Genomic DNA, 21,901 nt, shown 5'->3' on the forward strand with positions numbered 1-21,901 from the left:
GTATTTGATTATCTTAAAATCTATGTAGTAGTGAAAATTACTTTAAAAACATTAAGATCTTCTGAGTGGGCTGCGTAAACAATATCGGCACTATGATATTCCAGAACTCGTTTTACGATTCTGAGTCCCAATCCGGAACCTGCAATATTCTGAGAATTATTACCACGCATAAAAGCATCAAAAAGTTTTGGCTGCTCTTCTTCTGATATTGTTTTCCCATGAGAACTTACCTGTACGATAAGCTGGTTATCTGTTTCGGTAATCAGTATTTTTGCTTCTGCATCATCAGAATAGACTGCGGCATTCTTAAGTAAATTAATAAATACAATCATAAGCAGCGAGGCTACTCCTTTAATGGTTAAAAAAGCATTTTCCTGCGTGTCTTCAGAAATAAGGAAATCCATTCTGAGATTTGGGTAATTTTTTTTTACAGTATCAAAAGACTCAAAAATAATTTCATCAATTCTTACTTCTTCATAAATGCTCTGAATATTTTCTTTATCAAATTTTGTAAGCAGCATCAGGGAATTGGTAAGATCAGAAAGCTGGTAAACGTCTTTCAGCATTTGTTGTAATGAAGAAACGGTTTCGGGCGAATGGCTGCCAAACTTAATAAGATTTTCTAGCTGAAAAGCCATTCTTGTAATTGGAGTACGTATCTCATGCGAAGCACTTGCGGTAAAGTCTTTTTGCGATTGAAATACATCATTCAACCGTGCAATCATGGTATTGAATGATCTTGCCAGAATACTGACTTCATCATTGGACTCCTCTGCCGAAATCTGTGTGGTAAGTTTATGTGCGGTGACTTCAGAAATTTCCTTATTCAGATCTTCCAGCGGTTTGAGAAATTTGCCCATGAAATAATAGCTGAAAAAACCTATTAAAAGTGTGCAGGTAATAAATGCTGTTATAAGCAGATATTCAAGATAAGCAAGTTTAGATTTCCCGTTGGTATCATAAGCATAAGTAAGAATGTAATAATTTTCTCCATTGATATTTTTCAAAGCGGCATAAATCTCAGGAGATGTATTTTCCTGGTAAATATCAGTTTTGCTGTCGAGTTTTGTCAGCAACTTATGATCCCAGGTTACTTTTTCATCTTTTATCGTACTGTAGATGAGTTCCTTTTTCGCGTTAAATATTAAAATCGTTTCATTAAGAAGGAAATTATCCGAGTTTTCATTAAAAAATATAGGCGCTTCTTCTTCAAAATTTTTAGATTTTGAAATGAAGTTGGTAGTAAAACCCAGTCTTCTGATAAATCTCTCTTTAAATTCTTCTCTTCTAAAATCGTTGAATGATATATATATGATAATTAAAACCACCCCGAAAAGCAGCGAAAAAGAAATACTTAAAGTAAGCGCAATCTTCCTTTTTAATGACATCTACAAAGGATTTAGATAATACCCGAATCCGGATCTTGTGTGAATGAGCTTTACTTTATATTCTTTATCAATTTTTTTTCGTAAAAAGTTGATATACACTTCTACTGTATTGGTATTGGTATTAAAATTATGTTCCCAGACATTCTCTGTGATCTGCTGCTTAGATACTGTTCTACCCTGAGCTTCTGCAAGATAAACCAAAAGCTGGAATTCTTTCAGTGTTAATGCAATCTCATTTCCGGCTCGAAACACTTTCTGTTCTGTTTTATTGATAATTAAATCATCTACTCTGATAATATCCAGATCTATATTTTCGGAAGGAACTTTTCTACGCAATAAAGAATTGATTCTAAGGAGTAATTCCTCAAACTGGAAAGGTTTTACCAAATAATCATCTGCCAATCTGGTGAAGGCATCTTTTTTATCTGAGATGTCGCCATAAGCTGAAATGATAATTATAGGTGTGTTTTTATCAAACGATCGAATGGTCTGACAGACATCCAGCCCATTTATTTTTGGAACATTAATATCCAAAAGAAATAAATCGTAAATGTTGTTTTTAATCTGACGAAGAAAAGTATCGCCGTCATAAATACGGTCGCAATTAAAATTATTAGACTCCAGAAATTTTCCAAGTTCAGCAGAAAGAATCAAGTCGTCTTCCAGTAAAAGAATATTCATCAGGGAATTATTTATTACGAATTTAATGAAATTTTCAAAATTCTCTATCGGAATTATTTTAAGGAAACTTTTACGTTTAATCCTCAAAATTTCTAAAGACTTATTACTAAAGTCTTTTAATGCTGATATTATGATTCATTAAAATAAAATTAAACTTTGAAAGGCTGAGGTTTAGAGTAATATTTAACCTAATAATTAGAATAATATTTTTGAACAATCTTAGCAAATACATGATATTCTATAATTTGAACATATTTACATGGTTTTTTAAGGAATTACCTATCTAAGAATGTAACACTTCAGATGAAAATATCAGAACTTTGTCAGAACAAATATATGATTTTATGGCAATTTTGTGCGATTTTAAACAAAATTTCGGCTCATTTAAGTGATGAGGATTGTGATTAAAAATAAAAAAAACACGCTGAAAATCAACGTGTTAATTACGAGCCAACTACGGGACTTGAACCCGTGACCTCTTCCTTACCAAGGAAGCACTCTACCGCTGAGCTAAGTCGGCGTTAAACAAAAAATCACACCATAAAGAGCGTGATTTCTGTTGAGCGGAAGACGGGGGTCGAACCCGCGACATTCAGCTTGGAAGGCTGACGCTCTACCAACTGAGCTACTTCCGCAATTTTGTTTCCAAAATTATTGGTAAACGCTGTGCAAACTTAGGAAATTTCCTGTATTTATGCAACTTTTATTATAATATAAAATGTGGGGAGAGCAGGATTCGAACCTACGAAGCCGAAGCAACTGAGTTACAGTCAGTCCCATTTAGCCACTCTGGAATCTCCCCAGATATTTTATATTAAATTGAGCTTCCAGAGGGATTCGAACCCACGACCCCGAGATTACAAATCACGTGCTCTGGCCAACTGAGCTATGGAAGCAATTTAACTGTTGAACTGAGGCTGTAAGAGAACTCTACTCTACGCTACATCAGTAGTTAAAAATAATACTTTTAAAAAAGCATTTATTTGAGCGGAAGACGGGGGTCGAACCCGCGACATTCAGCTTGGAAGGCTGACGCTCTACCAACTGAGCTACTTCCGCAATTTTGTTTCCAAAATCATTGGTAAACGCTGTGCAAACTTAGGAAATTTCCTGTATTTATGCAACTTTTATTATAATATAAAATGTGGGGAGAGCAGGATTCGAACCTACGAAGCCGAAGCAACTGAGTTACAGTCAGTCCCATTTAGCCACTCTGGAATCTCCCCAGATATTTTATATTAAATTGAGCTTCCAGAGGGATTCGAACCCACGACCCCGAGATTACAAATCACGTGCTCTGGCCAACTGAGCTATGGAAGCAAATAAAAAAAGAATTCAAAAGATCGCTGTTCCTTTTTTGCGTGTGCAAATATAGAACGGATTTTTTGAATTCTCAAACTTTTTATGAAGTTTTTTCACATTTTTTATGAGGCTAATTCTTTTTTCTTGATTAACAGTTTCTTAGCAGTATCTACACATAAATCCAAGCTTTCTTCAAAACTTGCACTTGTCTTTTTAACAACAATATCATCTCCCGGAACCGCCAAAATAAGCTCAGTCGTCTTATTTGATTTATCTGAATTATTTTCCACTTTTAAAAAAACCTTGCATTCTATAATTTTATCATAAAATGTGTCGAGCTTACTTACTTTTTTATTAACGTGCGCTTCGAGCGGTTCGTGTGGAGTTAAGCCGATTGCTTGTACTGAAATCTTCATAATTCTTCTTTTTTAATTGCTCTTGGATGAGCCTGATTAAACACTTTTTTCAACTGTTCAATATTGGCATTGGTGTACACCTGTGTGCTTGCAAGACTTGAATGACCCAATATTTCTTTTACTTTCGATATCTCTGCCCCATTGTCTAAAACATGCGTCGCGAAGCTGTGTCTTAAAATATGAGGACTTCTTTTCTGTTTAGAAGTAACAATACTAAGGTACTTATTAACTACTATATAAACAAATTTTTCGGTGAGTTTTTTTCCCAATCTGTTTACAAAAAATAAATTTTCAAATTCTTTTTTAGGCTTTCTCGTTTCCAGATAAGACTTTAACAGACTTCCTAATTTTTCGGAAATAGGAACATATCTCTCTTTATTTCCTTTTCCTAAAATTTTCAATTCATTTTTATACAAATCTACATCCTCAAATTTCAAGCCACAAAGCTCAGCTTTTCTCATTCCGGTCTGGTATAACGTTTCAACAATGCATTCGTCAAGCAGATTTTCAATTTCCGGGAAGACTTTACTATTTAAAATCCCCATTTCTTCCTGTGACACCGGAATTTGTTTTTTAGCATAAAACTTTAGAGAATTGATTGTTTCCAAAGGAGAAACATCAATTTCACCCAGCCTTAAAAGAAATAGATAAAAACTACGCAAAGTAGACAGTTTGCGGTTAACTGTTCTTTTAGAAACTCCTTTTTCATTAAGATCAACTATAAAATTCCTGATAATTTTCTTATCCGCCTGAATAATATTGTCCGAAGCCTCTGTTTTGAGATGAAACAAGATAAAATCATCAAGATCCCGCCCATAACTTATGATAGTATGAGGGGAATATCTTTTTTCATATTGTAAGTAATCTAAGAATTTATCCCGCATAATGTAAATATAAAAACAAAAAATCACTTACTAAATAAAATTATTTAATAAGTGATTATTGTATGTATTAAGAAAAATCTTAAGCCTGTTCCTCTTTGCTAAGATTTCTTTGCTTATGAGCAGCTTTCAATCTAGCTTGTCTTAAAGTTACAGAAGGCTTGATAAACTGTTGTCTAGCTCTTAGCTGACGAACTGTACCAGTTTTGTCAAATTTTCTTTTATATTTTTTTAATGCTCTGTCGATAGACTCTCCGTCTTTTACTGGAATTATTAACATATATTACATCTCATTTTGGATTGCAAAAGTATGTATTTTTAATTAAACGACAAAATTATCGGTTATTATTTTTTCATCTTCAAACAAAATCTTACTTTTTAAACAAAAAACCTTATCTTTGCAGAACAATTCATGGGGTTGACTGGTTTCGACAGCAAGACCAATGGATAAGTAAGCATGCAGAGAACCGCAGCGCAATCTCTTAAATCTTTTGCTGCAAAATTTTAACTGGCAACGAAGAGTTCGCTCTTGCAGCTTAATATCGAAGTATAGTAGATCAAGCGTTTTCCCGAAGATGTTAGTAGGGAAGCAAGATATTCCACAAATGCTCTATTCTGCGGCGTTTGATTCTGGGATATAGGAATGCGGAAATAAGGCTTTAGATGCTTCGGCTAAAGCTCGAAAACCTCAGAAGATAAGCTGGAAGTTGGGCGTCTGCTCTCTGCTTCCCGTCGAAAACCAATAGCAGAATAAGCATGTAGAAAGCTTATGTATTGCTTGTTTGGACGAGGGTTCGAATCCCTCCAACTCCACAATGTACAAACCATCCAATCAGGATGGTTTTTTGTTTATTTAAAACCATTCTTAACGAAACATTTTATAATTTTGCAGAAGTGAAAAAACTGATATCAATACTATTGCTTAGTTTATACTTGGTTTCTACAACCGAGCTGTATCAGTTTTTGAAAGTTCCGGTGCTTATTGAGCATTATCTTGAACATAAAGAGCAGAATCCTAAACTTACAATCGGTTCATTTTTCAAAATCCATTATGATAATCCTGTAAAAGATTCAGATTATACCAAAGACCAGCAACTTCCTTTTGTTTCGTACGAGGCACATCTTGTAGTTGTTTTTACTCCCATAACTCCGCTTACACTCTTTTTTTCTGAAAAAGAAAATACCCAGATTATTAAATCTAATCCAACTTTTTATAAAAGCATCTTTTACAATAAAGATATTCTCAATTCCATCTGGCAGCCGCCGAAATCTTGTTGATTTTTTTCTGAATTCCTCTCAAATATCACTTTGGGAGATTTCTGATACTTATTGGTGAATTTTATACAGGTTTTTATTTGGGCAGCTAATCCGCCCGAAGTTTATCCTGAGCTTGTCGAAGGATTCCCGCTTTTTGTAATTTTGCCAAAGCTTTTCCAACCGAAAATTACAAAAGAGCTCCACTCAAATCGAGGAACGAGATTCGCCGATTCAAAAATTGAAGGTAAAAGAATGAGGCACTTCGGGCTGCAAGCCAGTATAAATTCCAGCGATTAAAATAGGCATTAATTGGTATCAGACCATTATTATTTATTCATAAGCATTTGCTAGAATCGTAATTCAAATAGAGATACTTATCTGTAAACTAGTTATCTATCATCTATTATCTATCATCTGCTAATAAGCTCAACAAAACATTATGCTTACAAAAATCATTGAGTTTTCTGTAAAGAACAAACTCATCATTGCGCTGTTGATTTTGGGATTGATAGGCGTGGGTTCCTATCAGGTTACCAAACTTCCGATAGATGCAGTTCCCGACATTACCAACAATCAGGTCCAGGTCATTACCATTGCCCCTTCATTTGGAGCAACAGACATCGAAAGATTGGTGACATTTCCTATAGAACAGGCGAACAATAATATTTCAGGATTAAAGGAAATCCGCAGTTTTTCCCGTTTCGGGTTATCACTCGTTACCATTGTTTTCGAGGATGATGTCGATATTTACTGGGCAAGACAACAGGTGGCAGAAAGGCTGCAGCAGGTTCAGACCCAGATTCCGCAGGGAATCGGAACCCCGGAATTAGGTCCTATTTCCACAGGGTTAGGCGAAATTTTCCAGTATGTAATCCGTCCCGAAAAAGGCTACGAGAAAAAATACGACATTACAGAACTCCGCACCATTCAGGACTGGATCGTGAGAAGGCAGCTTCTCGGTGTAAAAGGCGTTGCCGAAGTCAGCAGTTTCGGAGGAAAACTAAAACAGTACGAAATTGCCGTAAATCCCGACAGATTAAACGCTTACAGAATCACCATCAACGACGTTTTCAATGCATTAAACACCAATAACCAAAATACAGGAGGAGCTTATATCGAAAAAGGACCGACCGTTTTATACATCCGGAGCGAAGGTTTGATTGGCAATATCGAAGACATTAAAAATATTGCAATTGCTTCCAAAACCAATGAAATTCCGTTGTTCATTAGAGATGTTGCAGAAGTGAAAACCAGCTTTGCCACAAGATACGGTGCAATGACATTCAACGATCAGGGAGAAGTTTCTGGAGCAGTGGTGATGATGCTGAAAGGCGAAAACAGCAATCAGGTCATTAAAAACGTAAAAGAAAAAATCGCACAGATTCAGAAAACCCTTCCGAAAGGAGTCGTAATAGAACCGTTCCTGGATCGTACCAAAATGGTAAACAACGCTATCGGAACCGTTGAGAAAAACCTTACAGAAGGTGCATTAATTGTTGTATTTGTACTGGTTCTGTTCCTTGGAAATGTACGCGCAGGATTGCTCGTTGCTTCGGTAATTCCTCTCGCAATGCTTTTTGCCATCTGTATGATGAATCTTTTTGGAGTCAGCGGAAACCTGATGAGTTTAGGTGCATTAGATTTTGGTCTGATAATCGACGGTGCGGTCATTATTGTAGAATCCGTCCTGCATCAGTTCAGCCATAATTCAAAATTCAAAAAAATATTCTCCGTTGGAAAAGAAGAAATGGATACCATTGTTACCGATTCGGCCGGAAAAATGATGAACAGTGCCGTTTTTGGACAGATTATCATTCTCATTGTCTATCTTCCGATTCTTACCTTACAGGGAATTGAAGGGAAAATGTTCAAACCAATGGCTCAGACTGTGGCTTTCGCTTTATTAGGTGCATTTTTATTGTCGTTGACGTACATTCCGATGATGAGTTCTTTGCTCTTAAGAAAAAGAAGCTCAAAGCCGAGTTTATCTGACCGGATGATGAAAAAAGTAGAGAAAATCTATCTGAAAACACTGCTTAAAATCTTAAGAGTTCCGAAAATGGTATTCTCCATCGTGGCTGTACTTTTTGTCTTGGCAATTTTCATTCTCAGCAGAATGGGAGGAGAATTTATTCCTTCCCTTGAAGAAGGAGATTTTGCCGTGGAAACCAGAGTTTTGCCGGGAAGCAATCTTACTACAACCATTGAAAGTACACAGAAGGCAGCTCATATCCTGAAATCAAGATTTCCCGAAGTACAAAAAGTCGTGACAAAAATCGGAAGCGGGGAAGTTCCTACAGACCCGATGCCGATGGATGCCGCCGATTTGATGGTGATCCTGAAAGACAAAAAAGAATGGACTTCTGCCTCCACATTCCCTGAACTGGCTGATAAAATGACCAAAGAACTGCAGGATGTTCCCGGTGTAACGGTAAGTTTCCAGTTTCCGGTGCAGATGCGTTTCAATGAATTGATGACAGGAGCAAGACAGGATGTAGTGGTGAAAATTTTTGGAGATGATCTGGACGTTCTTTCCCAAAATGCCCAGAAACTCGGTAAAATTATTGAAACTGTAGACGGAGTGCAAAATCTTTACATTGAGCCGATTGCAGGAATGCCGCAGGTAACCATAGAATATAACCGTCTTGTTATTGCACAATATCATTTATCGATTTCCGACATCAACCGGATTGTGAATGCTGCATTCGCAGGGCAGAGTACAGGTCTCGTTTTTGAAGGCGAAAAACGTTTCGATATGGTCGTTCGTCTCGATTCCAAAGTTCGTAAGAATGTGGATGATATTAAAAATCTGCTGGTTCCGACTCCGTTTGGTAACCAGATTCCGCTTTCCCAGCTCGCGAAAGTTGAGGTGAAAAACGGTCCCAATCAGATTCAGAGAGAAAATGCACAACGCAGAATTGTCGTTGGATTCAACATCAAAGGAAGAGACGTTCAGAGCATTGTGGAAGAACTTCAGGGCAAAGTCAACAAAGAGATAAAACTTCCGACAGGTTATTATATGACTTACGGAGGTTCTTTTGAAAACCTGAACAATGCAAAACAACGTCTGATGATTGCCGTTCCGGTTGCTTTGGCGCTCATTTTTGTGATGTTGTTTTTAGCATTCGGTTCGGTGAAAGAAAGTCTGCTAATTTACACCGCGATTCCACTTTCAATTATTGGCGGGGTATTTCTTCTGGCTTTGAGAGGAATGCCTTTCAGCATCAGTGCAGGAGTAGGGTTCATCGCCCTTTTCGGAGTGGCAGTTCTCAACGGAATCGTTCTCATCTCAGAATTCAACAGATTATACAAAAGCGGAATCCGGAATATCGTAAGAATTGTAATTGATGGCGGAGAATCCAGACTTCGTCCGGTTTTGATGACGGCTTTCGTGGCATCTTTAGGATTTATTCCGATGGCGCTCAGCAACGGAGCAGGAGCGGAAGTTCAGCGTCCGTTGGCAACCGTGGTGATCGGAGGTCTGCTCGTGGCAACCTTCCTTACTCTTTTTGTACTGCCGCTTCTTTATGTAACCATTGAAAAAGGATTTAAAATGAAATCGCCATCATTTGGAAAACGCAAACGCCTATGAAGAAAACGCAATTACATATGACCTTTAAAAAACAATAAATATCTACATATGAAAAATAATCACAAAAATATAACGGCTGTATTCATATTGCTATTCAACTTTGCAGGATTTGGATTGAAGGCACAAACGCCGATCAATCTTCAGACTGCGATCAATACCGCACTGGAAAACAACAGAAATCTTAAAAACGAAAAATTGAAATCTGAATATTCCAAAGCTTTGATAAAATCGGCAAATGATATTCCGCAGACTGGTGTAACGTTCGACTACGGACAGATCAACAGTGCGTACAACGATACGAAATTTGGCGTTTCGCAGAACATTGCTTTTCCGACAGTGTATAAAAAACAGAAAAATGTATACACCGAGGAATGGAAAAAATCTCTGCTGAATGTTTCCCTGAAAGAATATGAACTTAAAAAGGCAGTCAGTCTTACCTTTTACAACATTCTGTACTGGAAAGAAAAAGAAAAACTGCTGAATGAAATCCTGAAACTGTACACCGACTTTTCAGACAAAGCGAACCTTAGACTGAAAGCAGGCGAGAGCAATATTCTGGAAAAAACAACCGCTTCAAGCCAGAAATCGGCGATAGAAATTCAGTTAAAACAATTGCAGCAGGAATTAGCCGTTTTAAAGATCCAGTTTCAATGGCTTCTGAATACGGAAACATATTTCATTCCCGAAGATTCAAAATCGTTTGCCAATTCTTTAAACGAAAAACTGATGGATCATCCATTACTGAAAATCTGGGAACAGCAGAAAAATATTTCCACAGAACAGATCGCGCTGGAAAAAGCAAAAATGCTTCCCGGATTACAATTCGCATATAATCTGAACAGTTTTAAAGGATTGGGTCCGGATGATAAATTGTATAATGCAACACCTCAGTTCCATTCCGTTCAGGTGGGTGTTTCGCTTCCGATATTTTCAGGTGGTCAGAAAGCGAGAATTGAAGCTGCAAAAGTAGCACAGTCTGTTGCTGAAAGTGAGCTGAAAAACGCGGAATTCAACCTTCAGAATCAGCTTAAAAAAGCCAGAGAAATCTATCAGTCCAATCTGGAAATTGTTTCAAAATATGAAAGCTCCGACCTGAAAAATGCAGACGTCATTACCGAAACGGCGAAAAGACAGTTTATCGGCGGTGAAATCAATTACCTCGAATTTGTGATCCTCGTAAATCAGGCGGTACAGCTTAAAAACAATTACTCCGATGCAGTCTGGAAACTTAACCAAAGTGCCATTGAACTGGAATACCTTACTTTAAATCCGTAAAAAAATGAAATCAATTTCAATATATACCTTATTAATCAGCTTTTTTGTATTCATTCAGTGTAAAAAAGAAGAAGCTCCGAAGCTGGAAAAAAGCCTCCCGAAAGACGAAAATGTAGTGACTTTAACCGATGCTCAGTTAAGAAATGCACCAATAGAAACAACCACGCTTTCGTTACAGAATATTGCCTCCACCCTGAAATTAAACGGAATGATCGATGTTCCGCCTCAAAATCTTGTTTCTGTAAGCATTCCGCTTGGCGGCTATCTGAAATCCAGCAATCTGCTTCCGGGAATGCCGGTTTCCAGAGGTCAGGTGATTGCCGTGATCGAAAATCCGCAGTTCATTCAGCTTCAGCAGGATTATTTAATGGCAAGATCCAAAGCACATTTTGCAGAACTGGATTACAACCGTCAGAAAACTCTGAACCAAAGTCAGGCAAGCAGCGACAAAGCGATGCAGCTCGCCCAGTCTGAAATGAACAGCCAGAGAATTCTGATGAATTCACTGGCGCAGCAGCTCAGACTCATCAATATCAATCCGGAATCTTTAAAATCGGGAAGCATTACGAAAAGCGTTCCTGTGTACAGTTCAATCAATGGTTTTGTAAGTAAAGTGAATGTGAACATCGGGAAATATGTAAATCCTTCGGATGTACTTTTTGAACTCATCAATCCCGACGATATTCATCTGAATCTTAAAGTGTATGAAAAAGACCTGGAAAACCTGAAAAAAGGGCAGCGTTTCGCAGCATATACCAATGCAGATCCGAGCAAAAAATATTATGGAGAAATCCTTCTCATCAGCAAAGATATAAGTCAGGGTGGTTTGGCGGAAGTTCACTGCCATTTCGATCATTACGATCACAGTCTTGTTCCGGGAATGTATATGAATGCCGAAATTGAAACCAGCACCTCCTTTTCCAATGCAGTTCCGGAAGAAAGCATCGTGAATTTTGAAGGCAAAGACTTTGTGTTTGTTGAGGTTAAAAAGCAGACGTACCGATTGACTCCGGTTACTTTGGGGGAAACGGAAAACGGATTTATCCAGATCCTCAATTTTGATGATTTTAAGAATAAAAAGATCGTGACCAAAAATGCTTATACGCTTTTGATGAAGCTTAAAAATACGGAGGAAGAAGAATAAATATTAAGTTTAAAGTAATTTGATATCATTATTCGTCAGTTAAAAATGTAAAGTCTGTCTGAACTATTTCAGAATTAATTCAGCTTTAGTTTAAACAATAAACTAAAGCTGAACAATTTATTGAATATTTTAGCGTTATAATCCGGATTAATTTAAAATCATTCTTAACGGGAAATTTAATAAATTTGATTGTGTGAAAAAGTTGGTTTCCATATTGTTACTATCCTTATTCTTGGTTTCTACAACCGAGCTGTATCAGCTTTTGAAGATTCCGGCTTTGGTGGAACATTATTGGGAACATAAACATCTTAATCCGGAAATGCCGCTGATTGCTTTTTTCAAAGCACATTACGATCATCCTGCAAAAGACGGAGATTACGGTAAAGACAGAAAACTGCCTTTTATTATCCACGCAAAACCATTAAACCTTGTTTTTACACTTCAGCAAGGTTTTCGGTTGGAACTTCAGAATAACTCTTTCAAAATTTCTGTGTCTCACAAAATCCCTTCAAAAGACGAAGATTTCTGCTACAAAGGATTTACCGGGTCTGTCTGGGAAACGCCGAAATCCATTACTTAAAACCATTTGAAATTTTGATTTTACTTTAATCAAAACACATCATTTATTTTTCAAAATCATTATAAAATTTAAAATAATGAAAACATTATTATCAGCCATTCTTATGGTTGTATTATCCGTTGGTTTCCACGCACAAAGCAGAGTGGAAAACGCAAAAAAAATCGCAGCAGAAAACAAAGAACTCATTCTGCTTAATTTTTCTGGTTCAGACTGGTGTATTCCGTGTATCAAGCTTCATAAAAATATCATCGAAACAGAAGATTTCAAAAAACTGGAATCTGATAAAGTAATTGTGTACATCAACGCAGATTTCCCGAGAAATAAGAAAAATCAGCTATCTGCCGATCTGAAAAAAGAAAATGCCTCTCTTGCCGATGCATATAATAAAAAAGGCTTGTTTCCGTATACACTTCTACTAAATTCAGAAGGAAAAATTCTGAAAAGCTGGGAAGGACTGCCTTCAGAAAATGCACTGGCTTTCAGTAAGGAAATCAGGGAAATCAGGGAAAATCAAAAATAAATAATAGAGATGCTTAGAGAATTCAAAAGACCTCAGAAACTGATGGGGAACGCTTTTGAAATTACCGTTGTAAGCGATAATGAAAAACTTGCTTATGATCATATTAATGCAGCCATTACCGAGATCCGGAGAATCGAAAAACTGTTGACTACTTTCAGCGATGACAGTCAGACTAATCTCATTAATCAAAATGCGGGATTAAAACCCGTGAAAGTAGATTGGGAGATTTTTGACCTTATTGAAAGAAGCTTACGGATCAGCAGAATTACAGACGGTTACTTCGATATTTCTTACGGCGGAATCGATAAAAGTTTCTGGAATTTCGACCGTAAAATGAAAGAGCTTCCTAATCCTGAAAAAATAAAAGATCATCTGAAACTGGTTAATTATCAGAATATTATTCTTGATCGCGACAATCAGACCGTTTTCCTTAAAGAAAAAGGAATGCGCGTCGGTTTTGGAGGAATCGGGAAAGGATATGCCGCAGAAAGGGCAAAAAGAATTCTTCAGGATAGAAATGTGAATGCCGGAATTGTAAATGCTTCCGGCGATTTGACAACTTGGGGAAATCAGGCGGACGGAAAACCCTGGACTGTAGGAATTGCCGATCCCGACAATGCAAAACAGCCTTTTTCTTATATGAATATTACGGATATGGCGGTTGCAACGTCTGGAAATTACGAGAAATTCGTGGTCATCAATGGTAAAAAATATTCTCATACCATCAATCCCAAAACAGGAATGCCTGTTTCGGGCGTAAAAAGTGTTACAGTATTTTGTCCCAACGCAGAAATTGCCGATGCAATGGCGACTCCCGTCAGTATTATGGGAATCGATGCCGCACTCGGTATGATCAACCAGATCAATCATCTGGAGTGTATCATTATCGATGATCAGGACAGAATTTATTCATCTCAAAACATTAACTTAAAATGAAAAATATAAATAAAAATACCAGAAATATTGTTCAAAATTTATTTGGGCAGCTTAATCCGTCTTCCACTCCCGCTTTTTTGCTCGTTCCTCACAAAAAGAGCTCCGTTCAAGCCGGGCTGCGAAGATTCAACGTTTTAAATTACAAAGCCATTGCAGTTCTTTCGATAATAACAATTCCTTTGCTGAATTCCTGTACCACCGTAAAAGAATACGAAAAAAATAAGCTCAACGATGCCGAAATGGTTCTCGGAAACAGAACCATTGAGAAGACCGAACTGAGCTTTCAGTCTTACAGAGAAGGTTCTTCAGGAGCCAATGCCGGAAAAGTGGGCGGCGGTTGCGGATGCAATTAAGAAAAGAGAATGGTAAAATTTAATGTGATCTACAATGAAAAAAATAATCATAAGTGTTGTTGCTCTTTTCGGAATATTTAATGCAAAAGCACAGGAAAACACAAATAACGAACAGCCCAAAAAGCTGACTTTTGAAGAAGCTAATTTAGTTTCTAGTTACTACAAACAGGACGGACACAATTCTGCCGTTACGGGAGGAATCGGCTCAGAAAAACTGACCGATGTTTCCAACACGATCGATGTAACGATGGTGAAATACGATAAAAAAGACCGTAAAAATAAATTCAATGTAAGTGTCGGGATCGATCATTATACTTCCGCCTCTTCAGATATGATTGACCTGAAAGCGAATTCATCGGCTTCCCACGCAGACAACAGAATTTATCCTGCATTAAGCTGGAGCCGCGAGAACGAAGAAAAAGGAAATACCCTGTTTGCTGGAATTTCTTCTTCCAGCGAATATGATTATCAATCATACAGTGCCAATATTGGTTTTGCAAAAAAAACACCTAACAGGATGGGCGAATTTACCGCTAAATTTCAGGCTTTTCTGGATCAGGTAAAAATGATCGTCCCAATTGAACTCCGAAATGATCCTTCGGTGCAAAGTTCGGGAACACAGGGAAGAAATACTTTTGCCTTGTCTCTGGCGTACTCACAGATCATTAATCAAAATTTCCAAATTGAAATTTTGGGGGATGCTGTTCAGCAGACAGGATATTTAGGTCTGCCATTCCATAGGGTATATTTTAATGACAATTCTGTTCATCAGGAAGCTTTGCCGGATAAAAGATTTAAAATACCTTTGGGAGTAAGAGCTAATTATTTCTTAGGTGACAAAGTCATTCTGAGAGCATATTACCGTTATTATAACGACGATTGGGGCTTGAAATCCAATACTTTCAGCTTAGAGACACCGGTGAAAGTTTCACCTTTTGTTTCGGTGAGTCCTTTCTATCGTTATTATTCTCAGACTGCGGCTAAATATTTTGCACCTTATCAGCAGCATACGGCATTTGACGATTTTTACACCAGCAATTATGATTTGTCAAAATTCAACAGCCATTTTTATGGAGCAGGAATCAGAATCAGTCCGAAGAACGGATTATTTGGCGTAGAACGACTGAATATGCTGGAAATACGGTACGGACATTACACGAAATCCATCGGGATGAAATCTGATATTATTTCGTTAAATTTAAGATTTAAGTAAAAATCAACATGACCTGCTAATAATTTCGCGGGTCATGTACTTTAATTAATGCTGGTTTTACAAATTCCTGAATTTCATATAATTAAAGAGTGGCTTTTAATCCAATTAAATTTAAAGCAGGCTTGCTGAGATAAATTTCTCCAAGTGAAACAAGTGATTCAACATCTGCAAAACCCTGAAAAATTTGTTCGTTTTTATTAAAAGACAATTCTATTGAAGAATTATAAGAGGCCGTTAATCTTGCGACAGAAAACCCGTTATAGGCAAACTCAAAACCCTCAAACAATATCTTTGCTTCAGCTCTTTGAAAAAACCTTTTCTCATCTGAAATTTTATTTCCTGAATTTTCATCAGTACTTATCTCCTGATTGTGTGGTAAAGATTTCCAAATTTGATAATTTTTAGGTTCTTTAAGAACATTTCCTTTCTCGTCTACAGGAACAAACATATCCAGACGAAGAGGCATTCTGAGAAATTTCGCATAATTATTCATCAGATTGAGTGTATGAAGATCTGCATATCCTTCATTAGAATAATATTCAATCACAAAATCCGTCATTGGAATTAATCTCTGATCAAAAACCGGCATATCTAATTCTCTTATGAAATCAGTTAGCAAATATATAGTTTTAAAAGCCTGCCGGAAACCATATAATCTAGTTTAAAATAAATCAAAATAAGTACGAGTTACTTCATTTAAAATAACTCACGGGTAAAAAAATTATTTTTATTTAAAAAAATAAGATTCAAAACCACATCAGTCATAAATAATTGATAACTAAAAGACTACCTTTATTCAGATTAAATAATGCGTGTTCTTTCTACAAAAAAGAGGAAAAAAATGTTTTATCGTAAAGAATTTTATATATTTGCACCATCTAACAATTAAAAAAATAATTTACTATGTCAGACATTGCATCAAGAGTAAAAGCTATCATCGCTGATAAGCTTGACGTTGAAGAAACAGAAGTAACTCCTGAGGCTAGCTTCACTAATGATTTGGGAGCAGACTCACTAGATACAGTTGAATTAATCATGGAATTCGAAAAAGAATTTAACATTCAGATTCCTGATGATCAAGCTGAAAAAATTACTACTGTAGGGCACGCTATCGCGTATATAGAGGAAGTAGTAAATAAATAATATCTTCAACAAAGGAAAATTTTAAAAGTTTATGGAATTAAAAAGAGTAGTTGTAACTGGTTTTGGCGCAATAACACCAATAGGTAATAATGCGAGTGAATACTGGGAAAGTCTTGTAAAAGGCAAGAGCGGAGCCGCTCCTATTACTCTTTTTGATGCCAAAAACTTCAAGACTAAGTTCGCATGTGAGGTTAAAAATTTCAATCCATTGGATCATTTCGACAAGAAAGAAGCTAAAAAGATGGACAGGAATACTCAACTAGGACTTGTCGCTGCAAGAGAAGCAGTAAGTCATTCTAAAATTATTGAAGACAATGTTGATAAAAACAGAGTCGGCGTAATTTGGGGATCAGGAATAGGAGGTCTTGAAACTTTTGAAACAGAAGTTTTGGGTTGGGCAAATACGGAAATTCCGAGATTTAATCCTTTCTTTATTCCTAAGATGATTGCGGACATTACACCGGGGCATATTTCTATTGAATATGGCTTCCATGGTCCCAATTACACTACAGTTTCGGCTTGTGCCTCGTCAGCAAATGCATTAATTGATTCTAAGATGCTTATCCAGCTCGGTAAAGCAGATGTTATCGTCTGCGGAGGATCTGAAGCTGCTGTTACAGCAAGCGGAGTCGGAGGTTTTAATGCAATGATGGCACTTTCTACAAGAAATGACGACCCTACAACAGCATCACGCCCATTTGATAAAGACAGAGACGGTTTTGTATTAGGTGAAGGCGCTGGCTGCATCATTCTTGAGGAGTACGAACACGCTGTGAAGCGTGGAGCAACAATTTATGCAGAATTATTAGGCGGCGGTATGAGTGCTGATGCACATCACATGACCGCACCCCATCCTGAAGGTTTAGGAGCTTATCTGGTAATGAAAAATTGCCTGGAAGACGCAGGACTAACTGCTGATGAAGTAGATCATATCAATATGCATGGTACATCTACTCCATTAGGAGACATTGCGGAGTCTAACGCAATTTCAAGATTATTGGGTGAGCACGCTTATGACATTCAGATCAATTCTACAAAATCAATGACAGGTCACTTATTGGGTGCTGCCGGCGTTATTGAGGCAATTGCTGCTTTGGGAACAATTATTCATGGTATCGTTCCTCCCACAATCAACCATTTTACTGATGATGAGAACATCGACAGCAGACTGAATTTCACATTCAACGAAGCTGCAAAAAAAGATGTAAAAGTTGCCATGAGTAACACATTTGGATTTGGTGGACACAATGCCTGTGTTCTGTTTAAAAAAATCTAATTATTACTGAATGGAGTTACAGAAATATTTTTCTAAATTCCTCCTCAAACAAAGAAAAAGAAAACTTACTGAAAGAGATTACTTTCTGAGTACAGAGCTAAGCAAAATCTTAGGCATTCAAATTCAGAATATCAGCTTTTACAGAGAAGCTTTTTCAGCTAAAAACTCTTCTAAAAATCAGGAAAGCAATTACGAAAGACTGGAGTTTTTAGGAGATTCTGTTTTGGGTACAATTATTTCCTGCCACTTGTTTCATATTTATCCTAAAGCTAATGAAGGGTATATGACTCAGATGAAATCTAAAATTGTAAACAGAAAAAATCTCAATAAGCTAGGGGAAGATTTAAAGCTTACCGATCTTTTACAGAAAAACAACAATGCTGTTGCTTTAGGCGAAAACATTTCAGGGAATCTCTTTGAAGCGTTAATTGGTGCAGTTTATCTGGATTTCCAATACGAAATCTGCAAAAAAATCGTTTTAGAAAAACTGCTCACCCCAACGGAAATCAATAAACTTGAGAATAAAATTGTAAGCTACAAAGGTCTTTTGCTTGAATGGAGCCAGAAGAAGAAAATTAATATAAAATATGAAACCTGCGAAGAAATTCAGGTAAACAAATCTGTTGTTTTCCGCTGCCATGTGTGGCTTGGTGAAGAAAAGATTGCAAATGCCACAGAAACTTCAAAGAAAAAAGCTGAAGAAAAAGCAGCACAAAGAGCATTTTATATTTTAAATAAAAAAGAAAATATACTTGGAAGTCCAAAAACTTTATGATTTTGATGAAACTGAATTTGAAGATATTACCATAGGCTTGGTAAGATTAGCTAAACATATTCCCGATCATGAGTTTTTTTTCAGGATTAATCATATCAATGATTTAACATTTTCAAGAATAAACGATCTTGTTTATAATGGTTTGTACTACGATTTTTCGTTTCCTCGATACGAAGCATATCATAAATACACCAAAACATACTTCACATTTATCTCCAACAAATCTTCGGAAAGCAAACAAAAAAAGCTACAGACCGAACTCTTCTCAGAAGAAGATAACATTAAATTTTTATTAAATGATCACCCAGAAGTAGAATATATTCTGCATAGTTCGGAACAATTTCCTGATTTTTCCGTAATTTTGCTGGCTGAAAATCTTGTATTTCCAATTCAAGATTATAAATTGAGTTCGGAAGAAGAACTCTATCAAATAATACAATATTATGAATAAGTATTTAAAGAAGACAAAAATTATTGCAACACTTGGTCCTGCTTCGTCATCGAAGGAGGTTATGCTAGGACTTATGAGAGCTGGTGTTGATATTTTCAGAATAAATTTTTCACACGCAGATTACGACCTAGTTAGTTCAAATATTCAAATTATCAGAGAACTCAACAAAGAGTATGGCTATTCGGTAGGTATCTTAGGAGATTTACAGGGTCCGAAATTACGAGTAGGCGTTGTAAAAGAAGGATCTTATCTTAATCCCGGAGATATTCTTACTTTTACCAACGAAAAGATAGAAGGTGATTCTACCAAAGTTTACATGACCTATCAACAGTTTCCGCAAGATGTAAATGTTGGCGAAAGAATATTAATTGACGACGGAAAACTTGTACTTGAAGTTCTGGAAACTAACAAGATAGATACCGTAAAAGCAAAAACAATTCAGGGTGGACCATTGAGTTCAAAAAAAGGAGTAAATCTTCCTAACACCAACGTTTCTCTTCCCGCTCTTACTGAAAAAGATATTCAGGATGCCAATTATATGCTTGATCAGGAAGTTGACTGGATTGCGCTTTCTTTCGTACGTCACGCACAGGATATTATTGACCTTAAAGAATTAATTTCTAAACATCCAAAAGGTCATTTTAAAACTCCTATTATTGCTAAAATAGAAAAGCCGGAAGGTGTAAAAAATATTGAAGAAATTTTGCTTGAATGTGATGGATTAATGGTTGCACGTGGTGATCTGGGTGTTGAAGTTCCAATGGAAGAAGTTCCTGCTATTCAGAAAAACCTTGTAGAAAGAGCGAGATTTTATTCTAAGCCTGTCATCATTGCCACTCAGATGATGGAAACAATGATCAATAGCTTAACTCCAACAAGAGCAGAAGTGAATGACGTTGCCAATTCTGTATTAGACGGAGCAGATGCAGTGATGCTTTCCGGGGAAACTTCTGTTGGAAGATATCCGGTTCAGGTGGTTGAAAACATGGCAAAAATTGTAAAAAATATTGAGACGACACATTTTTATCAGCATAAAAATGAGCCTATCGAAAAGGATTTTAACTGTATTGACGACAGATTTATCACCAATAGAGTCTGTCTTGCTGCGGTAAGAATTGCTAAAAGCACCAATGTTACTGCGATTGTTACCCTTACAAGTTCAGGATATACCGCTTTCCAGCTTTCTGCACACCGTCCGAATTCCCATATTATTGTTTACAGCGGAAACAAAAGAGTAATTACGATGCTGAATTTACTTTGGGGAGTTCGAGCATATTATTATGATATGAACAAGCCAACTGATGAAACCATCATCCAGGTAAATATGCTGACACATAATTACGGATACATTGAAAGCGGAGATTTTGTCATCAATATCAATGCTACTCCATCTTATGAAGGTGGTAAAACAAATACATTGAGATTAACAACGATTTGATCTTCAGAATATAAAAAGAAAAAAAGGCTGTCCAAAAAGTTTGGAACAGCCTTTTTTTTGAAAATTAAAAAATATAACCGACAGAAACTCCAAAATTAGAATTATAAACCTTAGGAGCTTCTTGTATTAGAATTGAATTTTGTTGATATACTACTGTATTTTTATATACTTTTGTCATTCCAAAATAATAGCCAACGGAAGCAAGATAATGTTTTGCAAAGACATATTGAATTTTTGCTTTTAAACCCGCATCAAATTGCTGTATATTTTTAGGATTATTTGTTGTGGATCCGTTAATTACTCTATCATATTCTACTCTATTTTTTAATAAAACTCCAATTTCAGGACCCAATGCAATAGAAAAATCTTCTGTAGGGTGATAATCAAAAAGGATAGGAAGCCGAATGTAATCATTCTTTACTTTTCCAGTAAGAGTAAAGGTCGTATTATCTATAGTTGGAACAGAAGTTTCAAACTTAGCCCCCATCTGAGAATAAAACAGTTCTGCATCTATAGAGATTTTCTCGGACAGATAGTTCCATAAAAAACCTCCGACATGAAGTCCTGATTTAGATGAAAATCCATCTGGTTTATCTGAACCAGAAAAGCTACTGATGTTCAGCCCGGCAGAAAGTCCATATTTGGGCTTGATTTGAGCAGATATTGAGGCTGCTAATGCTAAAAAGCTTATTAAAATTGTTTTTTTCATAAGATTTATTTTTAAGTTATTCGTTTACATAGTGCTACATTACCAATCTGCTTTATATTGCTTCCAATTCTCAGGTATTTTTTCTGATTTTTGGTATACATAACATGAATACTCAGAAGGAGGAATGAGTGAAAAGTTATTCTCAAGAAGATATAATTTATCCCCTTAAATTTTCACCTTAAGAGTTATTCTAAAAATATCTCCATCCTGGGAAGCTCCTTAAGAGTCAATTTTTAAGTCCCCATTTTTAAGATAAATAATTCCCCTTCTTCCTGCATTTTCTGGATTGGGGTCTTCTTCGCCTAAACTAAAAAATGTAACTCTCCCATTTTCATAAAATTGAATTTTCCTATCAACGTCACTACCTATGTCCCTTACTTTATTAAAGTTTTTATCCGCCATGTAATAGTCAATTTTTTTATAAAAATGATTAGTGTCTATCTCTTTTAATATTGATTTGTTAAACTTATCAATATTTTAAATTGCTTAGTGAGTACTTTTGTTCCATTTTCTAATCTTCTTGTTTGCGCACATGAATGAATAAAAAGAATACTACCTAATAATATTAAAA

Annotated in this window: 20 protein-coding genes, 7 tRNA genes, 1 other RNA gene and 1 pseudogene; 14 read left to right on the top strand and 15 right to left on the bottom strand. The window is 36.4% G+C overall.

The window, feature by feature from the left end:
- Nucleotides 1-20: 20 nt before the first annotated feature.
- The 12 genes from AC0NBN_RS05915 to rpsU form a co-directional block, all read right to left on the bottom strand.
- Nucleotides 21-1,388: a sensor histidine kinase gene (locus tag AC0NBN_RS05915; protein ID WP_143884226.1), complete on the bottom strand. Its 1,368-nt coding sequence runs from the start codon at nucleotides 1,386-1,388 to the stop codon at nucleotides 21-23.
- Complete coding sequence (locus tag AC0NBN_RS05920; protein ID WP_143884227.1) at nucleotides 1,389-2,069, bottom strand: response regulator transcription factor; 681 nt, start codon at nucleotides 2,067-2,069, stop codon at nucleotides 1,389-1,391.
- Between the two features lie 448 nt (nucleotides 2,070-2,517).
- Nucleotides 2,518-2,589: transfer RNA gene (locus AC0NBN_RS05925), tRNA-Thr, on the bottom strand.
- Nucleotides 2,590-2,631: 42 nt separating this feature from the next.
- Nucleotides 2,632-2,704 (bottom strand) — tRNA-Gly (locus AC0NBN_RS05930).
- Nucleotides 2,705-2,790: 86 nt separating this feature from the next.
- Nucleotides 2,791-2,871: transfer RNA gene (locus AC0NBN_RS05935), tRNA-Tyr, on the bottom strand.
- Nucleotides 2,872-2,891: 20 nt separating this feature from the next.
- Nucleotides 2,892-2,965: transfer RNA gene (locus tag AC0NBN_RS05940), tRNA-Thr, on the bottom strand.
- Between the two features lie 90 nt (nucleotides 2,966-3,055).
- Nucleotides 3,056-3,128: transfer RNA gene (locus AC0NBN_RS05945), tRNA-Gly, on the bottom strand.
- An 86-nt stretch (nucleotides 3,129-3,214) separates the two neighbouring features.
- Nucleotides 3,215-3,295: transfer RNA gene (locus AC0NBN_RS05950), tRNA-Tyr, on the bottom strand.
- A gap of 20 nt (nucleotides 3,296-3,315) precedes the next feature.
- Nucleotides 3,316-3,389 (bottom strand) — tRNA-Thr (locus AC0NBN_RS05955).
- A gap of 104 nt (nucleotides 3,390-3,493) precedes the next feature.
- Nucleotides 3,494-3,787, bottom strand: a complete 294-nt coding sequence (locus tag AC0NBN_RS05960; RefSeq protein ID WP_143884244.1) for an HPF/RaiA family ribosome-associated protein — start codon at nucleotides 3,785-3,787, stop codon at nucleotides 3,494-3,496.
- Nucleotides 3,784-4,671, bottom strand: a complete 888-nt coding sequence (locus AC0NBN_RS05965; RefSeq protein WP_160813796.1) for a tyrosine-type recombinase/integrase — start codon at nucleotides 4,669-4,671, stop codon at nucleotides 3,784-3,786. Before AC0NBN_RS05965 ends, AC0NBN_RS05960 begins: the two co-directional genes overlap by 4 nt.
- Nucleotides 4,672-4,750: 79 nt before the next feature.
- Nucleotides 4,751-4,948: a 30S ribosomal protein S21 gene (gene rpsU / locus AC0NBN_RS05970; RefSeq protein WP_062697349.1), complete on the bottom strand. Its 198-nt coding sequence runs from the start codon at nucleotides 4,946-4,948 to the stop codon at nucleotides 4,751-4,753.
- Nucleotides 4,949-5,082: 134 nt separating this feature from the next.
- Here rpsU and ssrA point away from each other — a divergent pair.
- From ssrA to AC0NBN_RS06015, 9 genes and pseudogenes are all read left to right on the top strand, one after another.
- Nucleotides 5,083-5,484: a transfer-messenger RNA gene (gene ssrA, locus AC0NBN_RS05975) on the top strand.
- A 78-nt stretch (nucleotides 5,485-5,562) separates the two neighbouring features.
- Complete coding sequence (locus tag AC0NBN_RS05980) at nucleotides 5,563-5,946, top strand: hypothetical protein (RefSeq protein WP_474467515.1); 384 nt, start codon at nucleotides 5,563-5,565, stop codon at nucleotides 5,944-5,946.
- 418 nt (nucleotides 5,947-6,364) lie between these two features.
- A pseudogene (locus tag AC0NBN_RS05985) lies at nucleotides 6,365-10,792 on the top strand (CusA/CzcA family heavy metal efflux RND transporter).
- A gap of 4 nt (nucleotides 10,793-10,796) precedes the next feature.
- Nucleotides 10,797-11,936: an efflux RND transporter periplasmic adaptor subunit gene (locus AC0NBN_RS05990; RefSeq protein ID WP_160813794.1), complete on the top strand. Its 1,140-nt coding sequence runs from the start codon at nucleotides 10,797-10,799 to the stop codon at nucleotides 11,934-11,936.
- 193 nt (nucleotides 11,937-12,129) lie between these two features.
- A complete protein-coding gene (locus AC0NBN_RS05995; protein ID WP_160813793.1) occupies nucleotides 12,130-12,516 on the top strand; it encodes a hypothetical protein in 387 nt (128 codons plus the stop codon).
- A 76-nt stretch (nucleotides 12,517-12,592) separates the two neighbouring features.
- Entirely contained in the window at nucleotides 12,593-13,036 is a 444-nt protein-coding gene (locus AC0NBN_RS06000) for a thioredoxin family protein (protein ID WP_160813792.1), read from the top strand.
- Nucleotides 13,037-13,045: 9 nt separating this feature from the next.
- A complete protein-coding gene (locus AC0NBN_RS06005) occupies nucleotides 13,046-13,972 on the top strand; it encodes an FAD:protein FMN transferase (protein ID WP_160813791.1) in 927 nt (308 codons plus the stop codon).
- A complete protein-coding gene (locus tag AC0NBN_RS06010; protein WP_474467521.1) occupies nucleotides 13,969-14,325 on the top strand; it encodes a DUF4266 domain-containing protein in 357 nt (118 codons plus the stop codon). The genes AC0NBN_RS06005 and AC0NBN_RS06010 overlap by 4 nt, the downstream gene beginning before the upstream one ends.
- Before the next feature lie 34 nt (nucleotides 14,326-14,359).
- Nucleotides 14,360-15,538, top strand: a complete 1,179-nt coding sequence (locus AC0NBN_RS06015; protein WP_160813790.1) for a DUF3570 domain-containing protein — start codon at nucleotides 14,360-14,362, stop codon at nucleotides 15,536-15,538.
- A gap of 82 nt (nucleotides 15,539-15,620) precedes the next feature.
- On the opposite strand, the gene AC0NBN_RS06020 is transcribed toward AC0NBN_RS06015, so the two are convergent.
- Nucleotides 15,621-16,157 carry a hypothetical protein gene (locus AC0NBN_RS06020; protein ID WP_160813789.1) on the bottom strand — a complete coding sequence of 179 codons (537 nt, stop codon included), beginning with the start codon at nucleotides 16,155-16,157 and terminating at the stop codon, nucleotides 15,621-15,623.
- 284 nt (nucleotides 16,158-16,441) lie between these two features.
- Between AC0NBN_RS06020 and AC0NBN_RS06025 the strand changes: the two genes are divergently transcribed.
- The 5 genes from AC0NBN_RS06025 to pyk are packed head-to-tail and all read left to right on the top strand — an operon-like array spanning nucleotide 16,442 to nucleotide 20,621.
- Nucleotides 16,442-16,681: an acyl carrier protein gene (locus tag AC0NBN_RS06025; protein WP_002976354.1), complete on the top strand. Its 240-nt coding sequence runs from the start codon at nucleotides 16,442-16,444 to the stop codon at nucleotides 16,679-16,681.
- Nucleotides 16,682-16,712: 31 nt separating this feature from the next.
- The gene (fabF, locus tag AC0NBN_RS06030) at nucleotides 16,713-17,957 is read left to right on the top strand and encodes a beta-ketoacyl-ACP synthase II (RefSeq protein ID WP_143884275.1); all 1,245 of its coding nucleotides are present in this window, start codon (nucleotides 16,713-16,715) and stop codon (nucleotides 17,955-17,957) included.
- 10 nt (nucleotides 17,958-17,967) lie between these two features.
- Complete coding sequence (rnc, locus tag AC0NBN_RS06035; protein ID WP_160813788.1) at nucleotides 17,968-18,732, top strand: ribonuclease III; 765 nt, start codon at nucleotides 17,968-17,970, stop codon at nucleotides 18,730-18,732.
- The gene (locus AC0NBN_RS06040; protein ID WP_160813787.1) at nucleotides 18,710-19,183 is read left to right on the top strand and encodes an IPExxxVDY family protein; all 474 of its coding nucleotides are present in this window, start codon (nucleotides 18,710-18,712) and stop codon (nucleotides 19,181-19,183) included. The genes rnc and AC0NBN_RS06040 overlap by 23 nt, the downstream gene beginning before the upstream one ends.
- Nucleotides 19,176-20,621, top strand: coding sequence for a pyruvate kinase (gene pyk, locus AC0NBN_RS06045; RefSeq protein WP_160813786.1), 1,446 nt, complete (start codon nucleotides 19,176-19,178; stop codon nucleotides 20,619-20,621). The genes AC0NBN_RS06040 and pyk overlap by 8 nt, the downstream gene beginning before the upstream one ends.
- A gap of 64 nt (nucleotides 20,622-20,685) precedes the next feature.
- Here the strand turns inward: pyk and AC0NBN_RS06050 are convergent, their stop codons facing one another.
- Together AC0NBN_RS06050 and AC0NBN_RS06055 are read right to left on the bottom strand one after the other, a co-directional pair.
- The gene (locus tag AC0NBN_RS06050) at nucleotides 20,686-21,330 is read right to left on the bottom strand and encodes a porin family protein (protein ID WP_160813785.1); all 645 of its coding nucleotides are present in this window, start codon (nucleotides 21,328-21,330) and stop codon (nucleotides 20,686-20,688) included.
- A 219-nt stretch (nucleotides 21,331-21,549) separates the two neighbouring features.
- The gene (locus AC0NBN_RS06055; RefSeq protein WP_474467531.1) at nucleotides 21,550-21,732 is read right to left on the bottom strand and encodes a hypothetical protein; all 183 of its coding nucleotides are present in this window, start codon (nucleotides 21,730-21,732) and stop codon (nucleotides 21,550-21,552) included.
- Nucleotides 21,733-21,901 lie beyond the last annotated feature (169 nt).

The organism is Chryseobacterium sp. L12 (genome assembly GCF_056133985.1).